This is a genomic window from Methylobacterium sp. 4-46, from assembly GCF_000019365.1.
GTDB lineage: Bacteria > Pseudomonadota > Alphaproteobacteria > Rhizobiales > Beijerinckiaceae > Methylobacterium.
Genome location: NC_010511.1, coordinates 2,278,877 through 2,297,944 on the forward strand (window position 1 = coordinate 2,278,877; position 19,068 = coordinate 2,297,944).

A 19,068-nucleotide genomic window follows, 5' to 3' on the forward strand; every position below is an offset into this window, starting at 1 on the left:
TCTCCTGCCGAGGCGAGGCGGCGCGGACGCTGCCAGATCAACCTCGAGTTGGCGAGAGGCCGAACAGACAGCCAGTGGTCTGGGCGGCCCCGGCCCGTCCGGAGATGACCCCACCCTCGGCCTGGCCCCGGACGGGGAGCGCCTGCTGGTCGCCGCCCGCCACGTGCTGGAATTCAACGACTGGGTGATGCGGGAATGGCGCGAGCCCGCCGCCACCGGCACGCTGCGGCTCGGCGTCTCGGAGGATTTCATCCCCGGCCAGCTGCCCAAGCTCCTCGCCCGCTTCGGGCGCCTCTATCCGGGCGTGCATATCGAGCCGATGACCGGCCTCAGCTGCACCCTGATCGCGGCCTACGAGGACAAGTGCCTCGACGCGGTGATCGCCAAGCGCAGCGGAGGCAGTCCGCGCGGCCGGGTCATCTGGCGCGAGCTCCTGGTCTGGCTCGCCGCGGCCGATTACCAGCCCGACGTCGCGCGACCGGCCCGCCTCGTGATGCTGGCGCCGCCCTGCAGCGATCGGGAGATGATGATCGCCGCCCTCGATTCGGTGCGCCGGGAATGGGTGGCGGCCTGCACGGCGTCGAGCCTGATGGGCATCCAGGCGGCGGTGGCGGGGGGCTCGGCGTGACCCTGCTCGGGCGCTCCTTCGTGCAGGCGGGCATGCAGATCCTGCGCGCCCCCGAATTCTGGCCGGCCTGCCGACGACCGAACTGGTGGCGATGGGCGAGGACCGGGCCCCCGACCGGGTGCAGCCGCTCATCAGCTTCCTGACCGAGAGCCTCGCCGGCCACGACGCGCTCGCGACCTGAGGCCGCCGACTATACGCTGTCCGGACGATCACGTCCGGACAGCGTCTGCCAAGCCCGCGCGGCGCCTGAGCGAGGCCGACATCCGCATGGCGGAGCAATCCGTCGGATGTCGGATCAGGTCTCGAAGATCGCCCGGATCCTGGTGGCGAGCGCGTCGACCGCGAAGGGCTTTGTGATCATCTGCATGCCGGGCGCGATCTGGCCGTTGCCGAAGGCGGCGTTCTCGGCGTAGCCGGTCATGAACAGCACCTTCAGCTGCGCGCGCGACAGCCGGGCCTGATCGGCGAGCTGGCGGCCGTTGATGCCGGGCAGGCCCACATCGGTGATCAGCAGGTCGACATGGGCGTCGGATTGCAGGACGCGCAGGCCCGCCGGCCCATCCGGCGCCTCGAGGGCCTGATAGCCGAGTTCCTGCAGCACCTCCGTCACCAGGGCGCGCACCGTGGCATCGTCCTCCACCACCAGCACGGTCTCCCCGCGCTCGGCCCGCGGCGCCTCCCCGCGGTGGTCGCCCGCGGACTCGATCTCGCCGCGGTAGCGCGGCAGGTAGAGCTTCACCGTCGTGCCCTGGCCGGGCTCCGAGTAGATCTTGACGGTGCCCTCGGATTGCTTGGCGAAGCCGTAGATCATCGACAGGCCGAGCCCCGTGCCCTGGCCCAGCGGCTTCGTCGTGAAGAACGGGTCGAAGGCGCGGGCGATCACGTCGGGCGGCATGCCGGTGCCGGTGTCGCTGACCCCGATGCAGACGTATTGCCCGGCCCTGACGCCGATCTCGCGCGCCGCGTAGGCCTCGTCCAGGTGGGCGTTGGCCGTCTCGATGGTCAGGCGCCCGCCGTCCGGCATCGCGTCGCGGGCGTTGATCGCGAGGTTGAGGACCGCGTTCTCCAGCTGGTTCGGGTCGCACAGGGTGAGCCAGAGGCCGCCCGCCACCACGATCTCCAGCCGGACCTGCTCGCCGAGGGTCCGGCGCAGCAGCTCGTCCATCGAATTGACCAGCCGGTTCACGTCGACCGGCCTCGATTCGAGGGGCTGCCGGCGCGAGAAGGCGAGGAGCCGGTGGGTCAGCGCGGCGGCGCGCTGGGCCGAGGTCATGGCGAGGCCCGCGTAGCGGGACAGGTTCTCGGTGCGCCCCTCGGCGATCCGGGTCTGCATCAGGTCGAGGGAGCCCACGATGCCGGTGAGGAGGTTGTTGAAGTCGTGGGCGATGCCGCCCGTGAGCTGGCCCACCGCCTCCATCTTCTGCGACTGGCGCAGCTGCTCCTCGGCCTGCTCGCGCTCGGCGATCGCCTCGCGGACCCTGGCCTCCAGCGTGTCGTTGAGCTCGCGCAGCGCGACCTCGGCCCGCTTGGTCGCGGTCACGTCGTAGATCACGCCGACGTGGCGCAGGTCGGCGGTCTCGTTGTCGCGGATCGCCTCGCCCCGCCGCGCGAGCCAGCGCGTCTCGCCGCTGTCGGCGAGGCGCACCCGCATCTCCGCGTGGGGCAGTTCGCCGACCTCGCAGAGGCCGGGATCGAGGAGCGCCGGATCACCCTCGACCACGAGGGCGTTGACCGCGCTCACGGCGAGCGTCTCGGCCGGCATCAGGCCGAGCAGGCTGCAGAATTGCGGCGAGACCGCCACCGTGGCGAAGCCCGGCACGTACTCGAAGGCGCCGACCCGGCCCGCCGTCTGGGCGATGCGCAGGCGCTCCTCGACGCGCTTCTGGTCCGTCACCTCGACGAGGACGCCCGTGAAGCGAAGCGGCGCCTCGTCCGCCCCGTACAGGCAGCGCCCGCGCGCGTGGACCCAGCGCACCGCCCCGTCCGGGGTGCGCAGGCGGAACTCCTTGTCGAACACCTCGGCGCCGTTGAGCATCCCGCTCACCGCGAGGCGGATGCGGGCGCGGTCGAGGGGGTGGATGCTGGCGAAGAAGGATGCGGTCGGCACCCCCGCCGGGTCGACCGGCAGGGGAAGGCCGGTGAGGAGCGCGAAGCGCTCGTCGACGTGAAGGCGCCGGTTCGGGATGTCCCAGTCCCAGGTGCCGGCGATTCCGGCCGCCGAGAGCGTGAGGGCGAGGTGGCGCTGCACCTCGGCGAGCCGTGCCTCGGCGGCGCCGAGCCGCTCGTGGGCGGATTGCGCCGCGTGGGCCTGGCTGGCGTCGATCTGCGAGGCGAAGAAGTTGATCAGCCGGCCGGCCTCGTCGAAGACCGGGCAGACGAAGAGCTCGTTCCAGAAGCTGGTGCCGTCCCGGCGGTAGTTCAGGATCGCGACCCGCGCCTCGCGGCCCTCCGCGACCGCGGCCCGGATGCGGGCGACGGTCTGCGGGTCGGTGCCCGGACCCTGCAGCAGGCGGCAGTTGCGCCCGACGAGGTCCGCCTCCCCGTAGCCGGTGAGCGCCTGGAAGGCGGGGTTGGCGAAGACGATCGGGTTGTCGGGCAGCCGCGGGTCCGTGAAGATCATCGGCTGGCGCGTCCGCTCCAGCACGGTGAAGAACGGCCCGGCATGGCGGCGCAGGGCCGCCGCCGCCGCGGCGAGGTCGGCCACGCCCTGCGGCTCGCACCGCTCTGCGCTCATGACCTGCCGCGCCCTGGCATGCCGCGCCCTGGCATGCCGCGCCCTGGCATGCCGCGCCTTGGCGCGACCGGCCCTGGCCGCGGCGGAGCGCCCGCCCGCCGCTCGCGCCCGACGCCCATCACTCCCCCGTCTCGCCGATCGCCCGCACGATGAAGTCGTCGATGAGAATCCTCAGGTTCTCCAGCGAGGGCAGGTCCATCAGCATCGCGATATAGCCCCGGATGTCGCGCTCGCGGACCGAGAAGTTGATGTAGAGGAACAGCACCAGCGTGTCCGCGTCGGCCGCGTCGCCGGGGCGGAAGATCTGGCGTCCGTCGCCCCGCATCACCGCCGGCAGCGACATGGTCAGCGTGCGCTGGAGCATGTTCGCCATGGTGGCGAGGCAGCCGTTGAGGATGATGTTGCCGGTCTCGGTCAGCGCCTCGTCCTCCAGGGCCTCGACCTCCTCGGCCGAGAGCTCCTCGCCCGTGACGGCGCGGACGAGCTCGCGGCTGGTCTCCTGGGGAAAGATCAGCAGGGCGCGCCCCGAGAAGGCGCCCGCGAAGCTCTGATGCACCACGACGAGGTCGCTCGCCTCGCGCTCGGCGACGAGGCGGGCGGCGTCGCGGCGCGACACGATCTCGACCGACGGCACCGAGAGCAGCACCTGCACGCCGATCATCTTGCGCAGGCTCGCGGCGGCGCGGCTGACCCCGATATTCACGAGTTCCGTGAAGGCGTCCTGCTGGAGCGGCGTCAGTTCGACCGGCGCGGGGCTCACGGAGCGCCCCTGCGCAGGCGCAGGGAGGCGCCCGAGACGAAGCCGCCGAGGGATTCCTCGGTCAGGGGCTTGGCCAGGAAGGTGGCGTCGACGCTGCGCGCCCGCGCCACGACCTCGTCCTGGATGTTGGCCGAGATCACCGCGATCGGCATCTCGGGCCGGGCCGCGCGCAGGTCGGCGGCGAGGTCGAGCCCGTCCCGGCCCGGCATGTTGAAGTCGAGGAGGGCGACGTCGATCCGCTCCGCCTCCATCCGGGCGACCGCCTCCTCGGCATTGCCCGCCTCGGCGAGCGTCCAGTCCGGCCGGAGCTGGCGCAGGAGCTTGGCCACCACGAGGCGGGCGAGCTTGCTGTCGTCGACGATCAGGGCAGTCACGGACATGGGGTCATCACAGGCGGGAGCGACGTCGGGCAATGCGAGCGGTCAGCGGCGTATATGCGCCCGCGATCCGCTCAGGTGAAGCCGCAATCGAGCCGGGCGGCCTCGTCCGGGCTCGATTGGCCGGGATCGAGGAAGCGGGCGACCAGGGGATCGCCGCAGGGGCCGCGCAGCGGCGGCCGCAGGCGCAGGAGCACCTGGAGCACGGCGGTGTGGAGTCGCGTGCAGGCCGTCCAGTCGACGCGCGCGCCCGGGCGCGCCAGGAGGAGCGCGGCGAGTGTCTCCGCCTCCTCGACCGGGCAGGGGCCTTCGAGGCGGATCAGGGCGGGGTCGTCGGGATCGGGTTGGACGCTCATCGCTCACGCCTCTCCGGGCCGCGACCTGACGGCCGCACTTGGTCGCCGCACTTGGTCGCCGAATTTGGCGGTCGCACCCCGTGTCGCCCGCGCACCGCGCTCACGCCGCGCCCTCCCCGAGCGCCAGGGCGAGCAGGGCCGGGGGATCGAGGACGAGCAGCACCCGGCCGTCGCCGAGGAGCGCCGTGCCGCCGAGGCCCGGCGCCGCGGCGAGGGCCGGGAGGGGCCGCGTCAGCACGTCGAGTCGCTCGCCGAAGCGGTCGACCTCCAGCGCGAGGGCGTCGGCGCCGCTGCCGAGGACGACGAGGCGCGCCTCCCCGGACGCCTCCGCCCCCGGCGCGCCGAGCAGGGAAGCGAGCCGGACCACCGGCACGGTCCGCCCGCGCAGGACGGCGGCGCGGCCGGGACCGACCGCGCGGATCTGCGCGCGCGGCACCCGCGCCGCCTCCGCCACCGCCTCCAGGGGCAGGCCGTAGAGGTCGGGTCCGACGCCGACCAGCACGATCCGCGTCAGGGCGAGGCGCTGCGGCAGGAGCAGGCGGATCGCGGTGCCGCGGCCGACCTCGCTCTCGATCGCGACCCGCCCGCCGAGGCGCTCGGCCGCCGCCCGCACCGCGTCCATGCCGACCCCGCGGCCGGACAGGTCGCTGACCCGCTCGGCGGTCGAGAAGCCGGGGGCGAAGACGAGGTCGATCGCGGCCGCGTCGCTCATCGCCGCCAGGGCCTCGGGGGCGCGCAGGCCCGCGGCGGCGGCCCGGCGGCGCAGCCGCTCCGGATCGATGCCGCGCCCGTCATCCGCGACCGTCACCGCCAGCGTCTCGCCGACGAGCGCCGCCCGCAGGGTGATCCGCCCCGCGGCGGGCTTGCCGGCGGCGAGACGCACCTGCGGCTCCTCCAGCCCGTGATCGACGGCGTTGCGGATCACGTGGAGCAGGGGCTCGAACAGCGCATCCACCAGCGCCCGGTCCGCCGCGACCTCCTCGCCCTCCTGCACCAGCACGACCTCCTTGCCGAGGCTGCGGGCGATCTCGCGCAGGGGCCGGGGGAAGCGCCGGAACAGGGGGCCGAGCGGCACGAGGCGCAGGGCCGCCAAGCCCCGGTGCAATTCCCCGGCGAGGCGACCGAGCTGCGCGTCGGTCTCGCGCAGGGCCCGGGCCAGGGCGGCGGCCTCCGTCCCGGCCTCGGCCCGGGCCGCGAGGTGGCCGAGGCCGGTGCGGGCCGTCACGAGGTCGCCGGCGAGCGCGACGAGCCGGTCGATCCGGGCCGCCTCGACCCGAAGCAGGCGCTCGCCCGGCGCGGCCTGCGCCGCGCCCGGCGCGGCCCTCGGCCCGTCCGGGGTGGTTTCCACCCCGCCCGGGGTGGCTTGCACCCCGCCCGGGGTGGTTTGCACCCCGCCCGGGGTGGTTTGCACCCCGCCCGGGGTGGTTTGCACCCCGCGCGCGAGCAGCGCCGCGAGGCAGGCGGACAGGGCCTGCGTGCCCTGCGCGGCGGCGTCGAGGACCGCCAGGGAGGCCGCTGCCAGCCCCGCCGCCCGCAGGGCGTTGGCGGCGGACCGGGACGCGGCCTCGCGCCGGCCCGCCTCCCCCTCCGCCTCGCCCGGCGCGCCGACGAGGTCGAGCTGCTCGCGCAGGATCGCCGCGGCGAGCGGCGGCAGGGCGGGGGCGGCGGGGGCCGGGAAGGCCGCCACGCGGGTCTGGTCGCGCACGAGGCGGAACGGCGCCTCGACCTCGGCCAGGGGGGCGGCGCTGAGGAGCGCGATGTCGAGGTTGCAGGCGAAGACGTCGACCTCTTCCGGCCAGGGCCCGGCCGGGGCGAGGCGCAGGGCCAGGAGCGCGGGGACGCGCCGCACCAGGCCGATCGGGTCGTCGCCCGCGAAGAAGCAATCCGCCCGCGGGCGGTAGCGCAGGGCGACGAGGCCCGTGCCGGGCGCGACCGGCTGCGCGCCCGCCAGGAGCGCCTCCGCCCAGTCCGGCACCGCCGCGTCCGGCGGGTCGGGCGGGGCCTCGGCCTCGGTCCCGCCGCGCAGGAGCCGCCCGAGCCCGTCCGCCTCCCGGGCGGCGCCGGGCGGCAGCGCGCCGGACGCGGCGATCGCCTCGGTGAAGCGGGAGGCGGCGTCGAGGGCCTGCAGCGCGCGGTCGACCAGCCCGTCCTCCGCGCGCCGCGCGGCTCGCGCCGCCGCGAACCCGTCCTCGGCCGCGTGCAGGAGGGCCAGGAAGGGCGGGAAGTCGAACAGGCCGACCGACCCTTTCAGGGTATGGAAGGCCCGGAAGACCCGGTCGAGGGCCGCCGCGTCGTCCGGCGCCCGCTCGAGGGCGATGAGGTCGTCGGCGGCGCCCTCGATCAGGTCCCGCGCCTCGATCAGGAACTGGGCGAGGAGGTCGCTCACGACGGCTGTCCGGTCAGGGCCGCCGCGTGCGCGCGCAGCACCTCGGCGGCGATCGGCTTGACGAGGTAGAGATTCGCCCCCGCGGCCCGGGCGGCCGCCCGGTCGGCGGCGCCGGCCTCCGTGCTGGTGACGAGGACCGGCAGGCCGCGCAGCGGCGCCTCGCGGGCGCGCAGGGCGCGCAGGAAGGTGAGCCCGTCCATCTTCGGCATGTTCACGTCCACCACCAGGAGGTCGTAGGGCCCCGAGAGCAGCCGCTCCAGGGCCTCGATGCCGTTGATCGCCTCGTCCACGGCGAAGCCGCCGGCCTCCAGCACCTCGCGGTAGTAGCGGCGCACGAGGCTCGCGTCGTCCACCACGAGGATGCGCGCCGGTCCGGTCTCAGCCATCGTCCTGCTCCGGGCGCTGGTAGACGATCGCGTCCGCCAGCCGGCAGACGCGGAACAGCGGCGAGATCCGGCTCATCGACTCGGTGTGGCCGAGGCACACGAAGCCCCCCGGCGCGAGCGCGTCGTAGAGGTGGTCGGCGGCGACCCGGCGGGACGCGTCGTCGAAGTAGATCAGCACGTTGCGGCAGAAGACGACGTCGAAGCGGCCCTCCGCCGCCATGGCGGCCCGGTCCATCAGGTTGCAGGGCGAGAAGCGCACCGAGCGGCGCAGCTCCTCGATGATGCGCCAGCGCGGCGGGGAGCGCGGCCCGGGGCGCGGCCCGGGGCGTGCCGCCGCTTCCGGCGCGAAGTAGCGGCCCACGAGGTCCGGCGTCAGCCGCATCAGCGCCCTCTCCCCGTAGGAGCCCCGCGCGGCGGCGGCGAGCGCCGCGGTGTCGATGTCGGATCCCACGATCTCCACCTCGTAGCGGTCCACCTCCGGCCAATGCTCCAGCAGCCAGATCGCGATCGAGTAGGGCTCCTCGCCGGTGGCGCAGGGCATCGACCAGATCCGCACCGCGTCGCCGGGCCGCTTGCGCGCGGTCACGAGCCCCATCAGCGAGGCCGTCAGGCAGCGCAGCTGGTACTCCTCGCGGAGGAAGTAGGTCTCGTTGACGGTGAGCGCGTTGATGAGGTGCTCGACCTCGCGGTCGAGATCGGCCCGCAGCCGCGCGAAGTACTCCGCGAAGGTGGCGGTCCCGGCCTCCCGCATGCGCTCCGCGACCCGCCGCTCGACCATGCCGCGCTGGCCGGGCGCGAAGCGCAGGCCCGTGCGCCGGTAGACGAACTCGCCGAAGCGCGCGAGATCCGCCTCCGCCAGGGCCGGGATCGCGGAGGGGGCAGGGAGGGTCACGGCGCCTCGGCGAGGCGGGACAGGACGTGGTCGATCGCGCCCGGCAGGAAGGGCTCGGCGGAGAAGCGCGCCCGGGCCGCCCGCAGCGCCGGAACCGCCAGGGCGGTGCCGGTCTCGGCCAGCACCTCCACGGCCGCCCCGCAGACGTTCGGGTGCGTCTCCCCGTCGAGGAGTCCGGCGAGGAGCCGGGTCGCGGTCTCGGGCGGCTGCGCGCGCGCCACCCCGGCCGCGAGCAGCCGCACGTCCGGATCGGGATCGGCGAGGAGGTCCGGCAGGAGCGGCAGCACCGCCGCCGGCATGTCCTGCAGCGCCTCCACGCAGGCATTGCGCAGGGCCGGGTCCTGCGCGCCGAGATGGGCCGCCAGCGCCGCCGCGGCCTGCGGGTCGGCGCAGGCGATCAGCGCGCTGAGCAGGGCCTCCCGCACCCGCGGCACTCCCTCGCGGCCGAGCGCCTCGCCGAGCGCGCCCGCGGCCTCGCGGCGGCCGGACAGCGCCCGGATCGCGGCGAGGCGGCGCTCGGGCTCGGGCGCCGTCAGGTCGTCGGGCGCGGCCGGGCCGGGCGGCGCGCAGCCGGGGGGATCGCGGCGGATCAGCGGCATGGGGGGACGCCCCCTGGAGGAACCACGCTTGCGGGCACGAGGGCTGGGCGCACCAGGGTCAGGAGTTCGGCCGCGATCCCGTCGAGGGGCACGACGCGGCTCGCGCCCCCCGCCCGCACCAGCTCCCCGGGCATGCCCCAGACCACGGCGCTCTCCTCGGCCTCCGCGATGGTGCGCCCGCCCCGCGCCTTGAGCGCCGCCATGGCGCGGGCCCCGTCGCGCCCCATCCCGGTCATCAGGATGCCGATCAGGCTGGCGGGGTCGAGATGGGCGAGGGCGCTCTCGACCAGGCGGTCCACGCTCGGGTGCCAGGGATGGTCGGGATGGGCCGGGGCCGGCGCCACGGCGAGGCCCGCCGGCCGGCGGGTGACGATCACGTCCGCGTCGCCGCGCCCGAGATAGACGTGGCCCGGCGCGAGCGGCGTCGGCCGCGTCACCTCCCGGACGGCGAGCGGGGAGAGGCGGTCGAGGCGCTGGGCGAGCGGACCCGTGAAGGTGCCCGGCATGTGCTGGGCGACGACGATCGGCCAGGGGAAGCCGGCAGGGAGGCCCGACAGCAGCGCGTCGAGGGCCGGCGGGCCGCCCGTCGAGGTGCCGACGAGGACGAGCCCGGCGAGGGGGCCCGGCGCCGGGTCGGGTGCGGGGTCGAGGGGCGGCGCCTCCCGGCGGGCGGGCGCCTCGAGGCCGGCGTGGCGCGCCCGCAGCCGCGCGGCGAGGCGCAGGGCCGGGGAGAGCCGGGCGCGGGACGCCGCCCGCACCTTCTGGACCAGGGTGGGCGCGAGCGCGTCGCTGGTCAGGGAGGCGACGCCCTCGGGCTTGGCGAGGACGTCGACGGCGCCGCGGGCGAGGGCGTCGAGGCTGGTCTCGGCGCCCTCGGCGGTCAGGCCCGACAGCATCACCACCGGGCAGGGCCGCTCCAGCATGATGCGATCGAGGCAGGCGAGTCCGTCGAGCCCCGGCATGGTGACGTCGAGGGTGATCACGTCCGGCCGGAACCGCTTGAGCATCCCCAGCGCCTCGACGCCGTCCCGCGCCGAGGCGACCTCGAAATCGCCCTCGGCCGCGAAGATGCCGCCGATGACCTTCCGCATCAGCGCCGAATCGTCGACCACGAGCAGGCGGATCATGCGGCCGCCCCGGGCGGGAGGCCGGTCGGGAGCCGCCGCTCGCGCGCCACGGCCTCGCGCAGCTGCGCCGGATCGAGGCGCCGCGGGGGCCCCGCCGCCGCGTCGGGCGCCGGGCGCATGTCCCGCCCCAGGCCCGCCACCGCGTCGACCATGAGGCCGAGGCGCTCCCGCCCGTCGAGGACGAGGATGGGCCGGCCGGGGACCGCGGCGCCCGGCGGGTGGCCGAGGAGGCGGCGCAGGTCGATGACGGGAAGCGCCTCGCCGCGCCGGCCGATCAGGCCGAGGCAGGAGGCGGGGGCGTGGGGCAGCCGCGTGATCATGCCGGACCAACGCAGCACCTCGGCGAGCGCACCGGCCGGCAGGCCGTAGCGCGTGCCCGCGAGGTCGAAGGCGAGGACCGGCTCCCGCGCCGCGCCCGGGACCGGCGCCGCCCGATCGGGCGCGGCCTCGGGACGCGGCAGGCGCTCGGGCGCGAGGAGCGGGACGAGGTCGCCGTCATCGAGCCGGGCGACCGCGGCGAGCGCTCCCCCGGCGCGGCGCAGCACCCGCGGCAGCGGATCGATCGCCTCGTCCGGCAGGCGCAGCACCGGGCCGAGCGCCTCGGCCACGAGGCCGAGCGGGGCGCCCCCGATGCGCAGGACGATCACCGGGCTCCCCGGCCGCGGCGGCCCGGCCTCCTCCTCCAGGAGGGCGGCGAGGCCCAGGAGCGGCAGCCACGCCCCGCGCCGCCGCATGCGGCCGAGGGCGCCGGGCGCCGGCCCCGCCGCCGGGAACCACTCCGCCGGCAGGCGCAGGACCTCCTCCACGGCGTCGAGGGGGAGGGCGTAGGGGCGCCCGCCGGCGCGCAGGCGCAGCAGGCCGACGGCCGCGGCGCGCGCCTCGGCCTGCGCCCGGGCGAGGGCGAGCCCGGCCCGGCGCGGCGCCTCCCGGGCCGGCAGGGCGGCGAGGCGCCCGGGCAGGTCGAGCCGCTCGGCGTCCCCGGCCGCGGCCGCGAAGCCGAGGACGCGCTCGACCAGCAGGCCGACCGGGTCTCCGGCCTCCGCCACGATCAGGCGGCCGGGGGCGGCCGCCTCCCGGCCGAGCAGCCGACCGAGGTCGAGCACGGGCAGCGCGAGGCCGCGATGGGCGCAGAGGCCGAGGAGCGGCGCGGGGCTGCCGGGACAGGGGGTGAGCGGCCCCGGTTGGCGGATCTCCCGGACGAGCCCGGCCGGCACGGCGACGAGGCCGGGGCCGTGCCCGACCAGGAGGACGCGGCCGCCGGCCGGGCCGGGGCCCGCCTCAGCCATTCGCCCCCCGCAGCGCCTCGGAGAGGGCCGCGATCTCCTCGACCGCGGCGGCGAGGTCCTCGGCGGCGCGCGCCTGCTGGCGGGCGGCGGTGGCGGCCTCGCTGGCGGCCCGGTCGGCCTGCTCGGCGGCGGCCGCGATCTGCGCGGCGCCCTGCGCGGTCTCGCGGGCCGCGAGGAGGATCTCGTCGGCGCCCTCGGCGATCGCGGCATTCGCGCGCTCCAGCGCGTCCACGTCCTGCGCCACGGCGTCGAGGCTCTCCATGAGGGCGCGGTTGCGCAGCACCTCGGCCTCGGCGGCGGCGCCGACCTGCTCCAGGGCGCGCCGGATGGCGGCGGCGCCGTCCTGGATCGCCCGCACGGTCCCGCGGATGCGCTCCGCGCTCGCCCCGGCCTCGCGGGCGAGCGCCCGGATGTCGCCCGACACCATCGCGAAGCCCTGGCCGCCCTCCCCGGCGCGGGCGGCCTCGATGGCGCCGCTCACCGCCAGCATGCTGATCTGCACCGCCACCAGGGCGAGCGTGTCGACGATCGTCTCGATGCGGCGATTGTGCCCCTCCAGGGCGGCGACGCGCTCCAGGCCGGCCAGGGTCTCGGCGAGGCTCCGCGCCACCGCCGCCGCCAGCCCGTCGAGGATCCCGCGGATCTCCCGGATCGTCCCCGCCAGGGCCGCGACGCGGGCGAGCGCCGCCGCGGCGCTCTCCCGGGTGCGGCCCGCCCCGCGCTCCACCTCCACCATCGCGGCGCTCGATTGCCGGGCCGCCGCGCTCTGGATGGCGGTGCCGCGGCTGATCTGGTCGACGGCCGCGAGGATCTGGGTGGCGGTGCCCGAGAGTTCCTGGATCGTCGCCGCCAGGGTCTCGCTCGCGCCGGCGATCTCGGCGGCCCCCTCCCGCCGGCCCCGGCGGCGCCGGAGCGCGTCGGCGAGGTCCGACAGGGCCTGGGCGGTCGCTTGGCTCTCGTCGAGGGAGGCGGTCTGCTGCCCGACCGCCGCCTGGGCCTGCGCGGCGGCGGCGGATTGCTCCTCGGCGGCGGCGGCGGTCTGCCCGGCGCCGCGCTCGGCCTCCCGCACCATCGTCTCGGCCTCGACCGCGGCGGCGAGGATCGCCTGGGCGCCCTCCGCCACCACCCCGAGCCCGCTCCGCGCCTCGTCGAGGGCGTGCGCGACCCGGGTGCCGGCCGCGGCCTCGTCGGCGGCGCGGCTCGCCGCCGCCCGGACCGTGGCGCCGATCTCCCGCACCTCGGCCCGGATCGCCTCGGCGAGGGGCAGGACGTCCCGCGCATGGCTCTCTGCGGTCTCCGCGAGGGCGCGCACCTCGTCCGCCACCACGGTGAAGCCGCGCCCCTCCGCCCCCGCCCGCACCGCCTCGATCGCCGCGTTGAGGGCGAGGAGGTTGGTCTGCTCGGCGACGTAGCCGACCGCCCCCGTGACCTCGCCGATGGTGGCGGCGCCGCGGTCGAGCGCGTCCACGATCGCGACGATGCCGCTCTGGCGCTCGGCGCTGGCCCGGATCGCCGCGACCGAGCCCGTGACCTGGGTGTTCGCCTCGATCAGCAGCGCCTGGAAGGCGTGGGTGCGCTGGCGGGAGAGGTCGGCCCGGGCGCGGGCCTCGGTGAGCCGCCCGGCCATGGTGGTGACGGCGGCGAGCGATTCCTGGGCCGCGCCCGCGGCCTCGGCGGCGCCGCCCGCGATCTCCTCCATGGCGCGCCGGAGTTCCTCGGCCGCCGCGGAGGCTTCGCCCAGGCCCGCCGCGAGTTCCTGGGTGGCGGCGGCGAGGCGCTCGGTCGCCTTCTGGTGGATCGCGGGGCGCGGCGCCGGGCGGGGTGCGGGGGGCTGCGCGGGCGCGGTCTCGTCCCGGGCCGGGTTCCCGGCGGTCTCCCGGGCCGCGAGTTTCGCCTTCTTGACCAACGCCATCGCGCACCTTCACCGCCCCCGCCCGGGACGCGGCCGGACCTGATCGGACCGGTTTGCCGGAGCTTGGGCGGAGGAGCAAGCCGCCGGGGCGGGGCGGGGGTTATGGCGGGGTATGGCGCAGCCCCGGACCGGGAGAGGCCGGCCGATCCGCGCTGGCGCGGCCCGCGCCGCGCGCGACAGCTGCGCCCGATCACGGTGTTCGTCGGAAAATGCTCTAGGATGGCGCCGACCGGAGGCCCGACCGTGCGACCGAGGGGAACTGCCGCCGCCATCGGGCGCTCGCTGCGCCTCTATCACGGGCCCGGGGCGCCGCGGGACGCCATGGACGCGCTCTACGGGCGCTTCCTGCGGCCGGGCGATCTCGCCTTCGACATCGGCGCCCATGTCGGGGACCGGGTCGCCTCGTTCCGGCGGCTGGGCGCCCGGGTCGTCGCCGTCGAGCCGCAGGCCGGCCCGCTGCGTGCCCTGCGCCTCCTCCACGGCCGCGATCCGGGCGTGACGCTCGTCGCGGCGGCCGTCGCGGAGGCGGAGGGCGAGGTCACCCTCGCCATCAACCGCCGCAACCCGACGGTCTCCTCCGCCTCGGCGGAATTCGTCGCGGCGGCGCGCGGGGCGCCCGGCTGGGAGGGTCAGGTCTGGGACGAGGCGGCGGCCTGCCCGGCCACGACCCTCGACCGGCTGATCGCCCGCCACGGTGCCCCGGCCTTCGTGAAGATCGACGTCGAGGGCGTCGAGGACCGGGTGCTGGCGGGGCTGGGCAGGCCGCTGCCGGCCCTCTCCTTCGAGTTCACCACCATCGCGCGCGGGCCGGCCCGGCGCGCCCTCGACCGCCTCGACGCGCTCGGGCCCTACCGGGTCGACTACTCCCTCGGCGAGGAGCACCGCCTGCGCCTCGGCCGCTTCGTCCCGGTCGCGGCGATGCGCGGGATCCTGGAGGACCTGCCGCACGAGGCCAATTCGGGGGACGTCTACGCGGTCCTCGCGGCCTGACGGGCGCGGGCGGTCCGCGAGGGCGGGGGCGCGGCCTTCGCCCGATCGGGCGGGCGCCGCCGATGACGCCCCCGCCCGGGTTGCGATGCTGAGCCGAGCGCCGGATCATGCCAACGGCTCAGGATGCCGGCGCATCGAGCCGTTGCTCCATCTCGAATTTTCGATTTCAAGCCAGAGGCTTGGCGAACCAGAGGCTTGGCGAGCCAGAGGCTTGGCGAGCCAGAGGCTTGGCGAAAATTCGAGAGCCGCACCACCGGTACCACCGGTCATGAGAAATGACCGGTGGTATCAGCCCGCCCGCAGGGCCGAGATCCGCTCGTCCCGGCTCGCCGCGAGCGCCGCCTCGATCGTGCGGGCGAGGGTCGCCTGGTCGAACGGTTTGGCGAGCCGGGTCACCGCCGGGGCCGCCCCGCTCGGGATCTCGGCGAAGCCGGAGGCCAGGATCGCTCCGATTTCCGGCCGCGCCGCCCGCACCTGTTCCAGGAGCTGGAGCCCGGTCATCGCCGGCATGATCTGGTCGGTCAGGACGAGGTCCAGGGGCATCGCGGAGGCGAGCAGGCCGAGCGCCTCCGCGCCCGAGCGCGCCTCGATCACGCGGTGGCCGAGATCCTCCAGCATCGCCGCCGTGTTCTCCAGCACCAGGAGATCGTCGTCCACGACCAGCACGGTGAGCGCGCGCTCGGCGGCGCGGGGCAGGCTCCGCGCCGGGGCCGGCCTCTCGCTGCGCTGCGGCCTCGGCGCCGCCGGCAGCCAGATCTCCGCCAGCGTGCCCTCCCCGGGACGGCTGCGCAGCACCAGCCGCCCGCCCGATTGCTCGGCGAGCCCGTGCACCATCGACAGGCCGAGCCCGGTGCCCTTGCCGACCCCCTTGGTCGTGAAGAAGGGCTCCCGCGCCCGGGCGAGGGTGGCCTCGTCCATTCCTTGCCCGGTGTCGCGCACCGACAGGCAGACGTAGCGGCCGGGCGGCAAGCCCTCCGGGGCGGCTTCGCCGCCAGGGGCCTCGTCCGCCGCGCGCTCGCGCGCCGCGATGGTGAGCTGCCCGCCCTCCGGCATGGCGTCGCGGGCATTCACCGCGAGGTTGAGAAGCGCCAGTTCGAGCTGGTGGGCATCGGCCGTCGCCGCGGACAGGTCGGGGGGAAAGCGGGTCTCGATCCGCACCGCCGGGCCGAGGGAGCGCTCCAGCAGGTCCGACATGCCCTGGACGAGGTCGGGCAGGATCACGGTCTCGGGCCTCAGGTCCTGGCGCCGGGCGAAGGCGAGCATGCGCTGGGTCAGCGCCGCGCCGCGCTGCGCCCCCTGGACGGCGTTGTCGAGGAGGCGGGTGAGCTTCGGGTCGTCGGGGAGGCGCTTGCGCAGGAGTTCCAGGCTGCCGAGCACCGCCATCAGCAGGTTGTTGAAATCGTGCGCGACGCCGCCCGTGAGCTGGCCCAGCGCCTCCATCTTCTGCGCCTGGAACAGGGCGACGCGGGCCTGTTCGAGCGCCTCCAGCGCCTGGCGCCGCTCGGTGATGTCGCGGGTGACCTTGGCGTAGCCGATGAGGCGGCCCTCGGGGTCGCGCACCGGGTCGATGACCACGCTCGCGAAGAAGCGGCTGCCGTCCTTGCGCAGGCGCCAGCCCTCGGTCTCGAACTTGCCCGCGCCCGCGGCGATCCGCAGGGCCTGTCCGGGCAGGTCGCGGGCCCGGTCCTCCTGCGTGGAGAAGCGCGAGACGTGGGTGCCGATCACCTCGTGGTCGCGGTAGCCCATGATGCGCTCGGCGCCGGCGTTCCAGTTCGCGACCCGCCCCTCCCCGTCGAGCATGAAGATGGCGTAGTCCGTCACGCTGCGCAGGAGCAGGCGGAAACGCTCCTCGCTCTCCCGCAGGGCGATCGCCTCGCGGGAGGCCCGGTCGGCGAGGTGGCGGTCGAACGTCGCCGCGATCAGGGCGAGCATCAGGATCAGGAAGGTGGTGCCGGTGACCCACAGGGCGAGGTGGGTCTGGCGCAGGCTCGCGGCCCCGTGCCCGGGATCGATCGGGGCGCTGGCCGAGAATTCCGCGCCCTGCATCGCCGCGTAGTGCATGCCCGCGACGGCGAGCCCCATCAGGGTCGCGGCCGCGATGCGCTCGGCGAAGCCGACCGTGCGGGCGGAGAGCCGGAGGGCGGCGGTCGCGGCGCCCACCGCGATCAGGAGCGAGACGGCGACCCAGGCGGGGGCGTGCTGCAGGTCCGCCCGCATCCGCATCGCGCGCATCCCCGTATAGTGCATGGCCGCCACCCCGAGGCCCATGACGAGCCCGCTCGCCGCCAGCGCCGGCAGGCTCCGCGGCCAGCGATGGGCCACCAGGAAGCCGAGGGCGGTGACGCCGATCGGCAGCGCGAGGGAGATCAGCGTGAGGGTGAGGTCGTAGCTCACCTCCAGCCCGGGCAGGGTGAAGGCCAGCATGCCGACGAAGTGCATCGACCAGACGCCGCCGCCCATGGCGAGCGCCGCGGTGGCGAGCCATGCCAGGGCCGCCCAGCCGCTCGCCGCCCGCATCCGCGCGGCGAGGTCGAGCGCGGTGTAGGAGGCGATCATCGCGATCACGACCGAGAGCGCAACGAGCGTGGTGTCGTGGGTACCCGGATGCGGCATGAAGCCCGTGTCGGACGATCGGCGATCGCGCGTCGTTAACGATCCGTGTGGGTTGTATCAATCGCTCTCAGGTGAGGGCGGCGCACGCCGCCGGCCCGCGCCGCGCGCCGGCTGGAAACGGCCCGTGCGATCCGGTGTGCGCGGCGCGGTGTCCCGGCGTTCCATTCCGCATCGACTGCTCGGGTCGGCACCGCCGATGGCTGCCTTGTGGCAGCCTTGCCAAGGTGCGATGCCGACCGGGCCTCAGGCGCCGGTCTCGCCGCCCGGCAGCGCCGCCGGGTCCTTCACCAGCAGCCAATCCTCGACCACCAGCGCGTCCAGCCCGGTGGTGTAGAACATCAGGATCGCGTCCTCCGCCGTGTGGAGGATCGGCTTGCCCATCACGTTGAAGCTGGTGTTGAGCAGGATCGGCACGCCGGTGCGGGCCGCGAAGGCCTCGATCAGGGCCGCGTAGGCCGGGTTGCGCGCCCGCGTGACGCTCTGGAGCCGGCCGGTGCCGTCCTCGTGCACCACCGCCGGCACCCGCCCCCGCACCGCCTCGCGCCAGACCAGGGTCCGCTCCATGTAGGGACTGTCCTGGTAATCCTCGAACCAGGCGGGCCCGGCCTCGGCCAGGATGGAGGGCGCGAAGGGCCGAAAGGCCTCGCGGTACTTCACCTTGGCATTGAGAATAGCCTTCGCGTCGGCCGGGCGCGGATCCGCCAGGATCGAGCGGTTGCCGAGCGCGCGCGGCCCGAACTCCGCCCGGCCCTGCACCCAGCCGACGAGGCCCCCCGCCGCCAGGATCGCGGCCGCGGCCTCCGTCACGCCGGCCCGCCCGAGCTGCCGCAGGCGCGGCTCGGAGCCGGCCATGCGGGCGAGGGGCTCCGTCGAGACGGTCGAGCCGAGATAGGGGGTCAGCGCCGCGCCGTCCCCGGGGCCGGTCCAGTCGGGGTGGTCCTCCGCGAAGGCGAGCCACGCGGCCCCTACCGCGTTGCCGTCGTCGGCCGGCGCCGAGGGCACGTGCAGGGCGCGGTAGCCGCTGCGGGCGAGCGCCCGTCCGTTGTAGGACGAGTTGAGCGCGCAGCCCCCGGTCAGCACGAGGTTCTCGCCCGGCGCCAGGGCCTCGGCCTGGCCGAGCAGCGCGTCCATCATCTCCCCGAAGGCGTCCTGGCCGCAGCGGGCGAGGTCGGCCCAGCCGGTCTCGATCGCGTCGGCGGGGCGCATGGCCAGGATCTCCGCCACCGTCGCCCGCACCGTCTCGGCCGGGGCGAAGCGCAGCCGGCCGTCCTCGACCCGGTAGAGGCGGCGCAGCAGCCCCATCAGCGCGGGATCGGCCCGGCCGTAGGGGGCGAGCCCCATGATCTTCCATTCCTCGCCCTTCGCCTGGTCGAAGCCCGCGAGGTCGGTGACGAGGCCGAAGAAGAAGCCGACCGAGTCCCGGCCCCGGTGGCGCTTCACCTCGGCGAGGCGGCCTGCCGCCATCCGGTAGATGGCCGAGGCGCCGGTCTCGCCCATGCCGTCGACGACGAGGCAGGTCGCGTCCCGGAACGGGCTGCCCCAGAGCCCGTAGGCCGCGTGGGTCAGGTGGTGCGGGTAGCGCCGCAGGCCCGCGAGGCGGCTCGCCCCGCCATGCGCCCGGTCGAGCCCGAGCAGCGTGCCGTAGCCCGCCCGCGCCTGCGCGAGGCCGAGCTGCGCGATGAAGGTGCGCTCGGCCCGCTCGGGCACCAGCGAGCGGTTGAGCTCGGGCGAATGGGCGGCGAGCACGTCGAGCCCGAAGGCGCCCGCGGCCGCCGACTGGGCCAGGAAGGCCGAGAAATCCGGCCCCCAGCTCGTCGCCACCACCAGCTCCGCCCCGGCCGGCAGGTACCGGGCGAGCAGCTCGGCCATGCGCGGCGCTGAATCCGGCTCGCAATTGGGCGCGCGCTTGTACTGCAGGTAGCGCTCCGTCGCCTCGGCGAACAGGATTCGTCCGTCCGGCCCGACCAGGGCGAGGGCCGGGTCGTGGAAGGTGGTCGCGAGGCCGAGATAGAAGCGCATCGG

General features: G+C 75.9%; 14 protein-coding genes and 1 pseudogene. 2 read left to right on the forward strand and 13 right to left on the reverse strand.

Annotated elements, in window-relative coordinates:
• Nucleotides 1–115: 115 nt before the first annotated feature.
• Nucleotides 116–809: pseudogene (locus M446_RS09670) on the forward strand (LysR substrate-binding domain-containing protein); the annotation flags it as partial.
• A gap of 114 nt (nucleotides 810–923) precedes the next feature.
• Here M446_RS09670 and M446_RS09675 read toward each other — a convergent pair.
• The 11 genes from M446_RS09675 to M446_RS09725 form a co-directional block, all read right to left on the reverse strand.
• On the reverse strand, nucleotides 924–3,362 hold the full coding sequence (locus M446_RS09675) for a PAS domain-containing protein (RefSeq protein WP_012331917.1): 2,439 nt from the start codon (nucleotides 3,360–3,362) through the stop codon (nucleotides 924–926).
• Nucleotides 3,363–3,480: 118 nt separating this feature from the next.
• Complete coding sequence (locus M446_RS09680; protein WP_012331918.1) at nucleotides 3,481–4,122, reverse strand: chemotaxis protein CheX; 642 nt, start codon at nucleotides 4,120–4,122, stop codon at nucleotides 3,481–3,483.
• Nucleotides 4,119–4,502 (reverse strand): response regulator transcription factor, encoded by a 384-nt coding sequence (locus M446_RS09685; protein WP_012331919.1) that lies wholly within the window; start codon nucleotides 4,500–4,502, stop codon nucleotides 4,119–4,121. Before M446_RS09685 ends, M446_RS09680 begins: the two co-directional genes overlap by 4 nt.
• Before the next feature lie 71 nt (nucleotides 4,503–4,573).
• Nucleotides 4,574–4,855 (reverse strand): hypothetical protein, encoded by a 282-nt coding sequence (locus tag M446_RS09690; protein WP_012331920.1) that lies wholly within the window; start codon nucleotides 4,853–4,855, stop codon nucleotides 4,574–4,576.
• Nucleotides 4,856–4,955: 100 nt separating this feature from the next.
• Nucleotides 4,956–7,241 (reverse strand): chemotaxis protein CheA, encoded by a 2,286-nt coding sequence (locus tag M446_RS09695; protein WP_012331921.1) that lies wholly within the window; start codon nucleotides 7,239–7,241, stop codon nucleotides 4,956–4,958.
• On the reverse strand, nucleotides 7,238–7,627 hold the full coding sequence (locus M446_RS09700; protein WP_012331922.1) for a response regulator: 390 nt from the start codon (nucleotides 7,625–7,627) through the stop codon (nucleotides 7,238–7,240). The genes M446_RS09695 and M446_RS09700 overlap by 4 nt, the downstream gene beginning before the upstream one ends.
• Nucleotides 7,620–8,519: a CheR family methyltransferase gene (locus tag M446_RS09705; protein ID WP_012331923.1), complete on the reverse strand. Its 900-nt coding sequence runs from the start codon at nucleotides 8,517–8,519 to the stop codon at nucleotides 7,620–7,622. The genes M446_RS09700 and M446_RS09705 overlap by 8 nt, the downstream gene beginning before the upstream one ends.
• Nucleotides 8,516–9,118, reverse strand: a complete 603-nt coding sequence (locus tag M446_RS09710; RefSeq protein WP_012331924.1) for a HEAT repeat domain-containing protein — start codon at nucleotides 9,116–9,118, stop codon at nucleotides 8,516–8,518. Before M446_RS09710 ends, M446_RS09705 begins: the two co-directional genes overlap by 4 nt.
• Nucleotides 9,109–10,245, reverse strand: a complete 1,137-nt coding sequence (cheB, locus tag M446_RS09715; protein WP_012331925.1) for a chemotaxis-specific protein-glutamate methyltransferase CheB — start codon at nucleotides 10,243–10,245, stop codon at nucleotides 9,109–9,111. Before cheB ends, M446_RS09710 begins: the two co-directional genes overlap by 10 nt.
• Nucleotides 10,242–11,531, reverse strand: coding sequence for a chemotaxis protein CheW (locus M446_RS09720; protein ID WP_012331926.1), 1,290 nt, complete (start codon nucleotides 11,529–11,531; stop codon nucleotides 10,242–10,244). Before M446_RS09720 ends, cheB begins: the two co-directional genes overlap by 4 nt.
• Nucleotides 11,524–13,443, reverse strand: a complete 1,920-nt coding sequence (locus tag M446_RS09725; RefSeq protein WP_012331927.1) for a methyl-accepting chemotaxis protein — start codon at nucleotides 13,441–13,443, stop codon at nucleotides 11,524–11,526. The genes M446_RS09720 and M446_RS09725 overlap by 8 nt, the downstream gene beginning before the upstream one ends.
• Before the next feature lie 219 nt (nucleotides 13,444–13,662).
• Between M446_RS09725 and M446_RS09730 the strand changes: the two genes are divergently transcribed.
• Entirely contained in the window at nucleotides 13,663–14,433 is a 771-nt protein-coding gene (locus tag M446_RS09730) for an FkbM family methyltransferase (protein WP_012331928.1), read from the forward strand.
• A 288-nt stretch (nucleotides 14,434–14,721) separates the two neighbouring features.
• Here the strand turns inward: M446_RS09730 and M446_RS09735 are convergent, their stop codons facing one another.
• On the reverse strand, nucleotides 14,722–17,046 hold the full coding sequence (locus M446_RS09735) for an MHYT domain-containing protein (RefSeq protein WP_012331929.1): 2,325 nt from the start codon (nucleotides 17,044–17,046) through the stop codon (nucleotides 14,722–14,724).
• A gap of 243 nt (nucleotides 17,047–17,289) precedes the next feature.
• Nucleotides 17,290–19,065, reverse strand: a complete 1,776-nt coding sequence (locus M446_RS09740) for a carbamoyltransferase (RefSeq protein WP_012331930.1) — start codon at nucleotides 19,063–19,065, stop codon at nucleotides 17,290–17,292.
• Between the last annotated feature and the right edge of the window lie 3 nt (nucleotides 19,066–19,068).

Bases quoted from the DNA above. Each gene is read 5' to 3' on its own strand.
- M446_RS09675 (WP_012331917.1), bottom strand. From the start codon at position 3,362: ATGAGCGCAGAGCGGTGCGAGCCGCAGGGCGTGGCCGACCTCGCCGCG.
- M446_RS09685 (WP_012331919.1), bottom strand. From the start codon at position 4,502: ATGTCCGTGACTGCCCTGATCGTCGACGACAGCAAGCTCGCCCGCCTC.
- M446_RS09690 (WP_012331920.1), bottom strand. From the start codon at position 4,855: ATGAGCGTCCAACCCGATCCCGACGACCCCGCCCTGATCCGCCTCGAA.
- M446_RS09700 (WP_012331922.1), bottom strand. From the start codon at position 7,627: ATGGCTGAGACCGGACCGGCGCGCATCCTCGTGGTGGACGACGCGAGC.
- M446_RS09710 (WP_012331924.1), bottom strand. From the start codon at position 9,118: ATGCCGCTGATCCGCCGCGATCCCCCCGGCTGCGCGCCGCCCGGCCCG.
- cheB (WP_012331925.1), bottom strand. From the start codon at position 10,245: ATGATCCGCCTGCTCGTGGTCGACGATTCGGCGCTGATGCGGAAGGTC.
- M446_RS09720 (WP_012331926.1), bottom strand. From the start codon at position 11,531: ATGGCTGAGGCGGGCCCCGGCCCGGCCGGCGGCCGCGTCCTCCTGGTC.
- M446_RS09725 (WP_012331927.1), bottom strand. From the start codon at position 13,443: ATGGCGTTGGTCAAGAAGGCGAAACTCGCGGCCCGGGAGACCGCCGGG.
- M446_RS09730 (WP_012331928.1), top strand. From the start codon at position 13,663: ATGGCGCCGACCGGAGGCCCGACCGTGCGACCGAGGGGAACTGCCGCC.
- M446_RS09735 (WP_012331929.1), bottom strand. From the start codon at position 17,046: ATGCCGCATCCGGGTACCCACGACACCACGCTCGTTGCGCTCTCGGTC.
- M446_RS09740 (WP_012331930.1), bottom strand. From the start codon at position 19,065: ATGCGCTTCTATCTCGGCCTCGCGACCACCTTCCACGACCCGGCCCTC.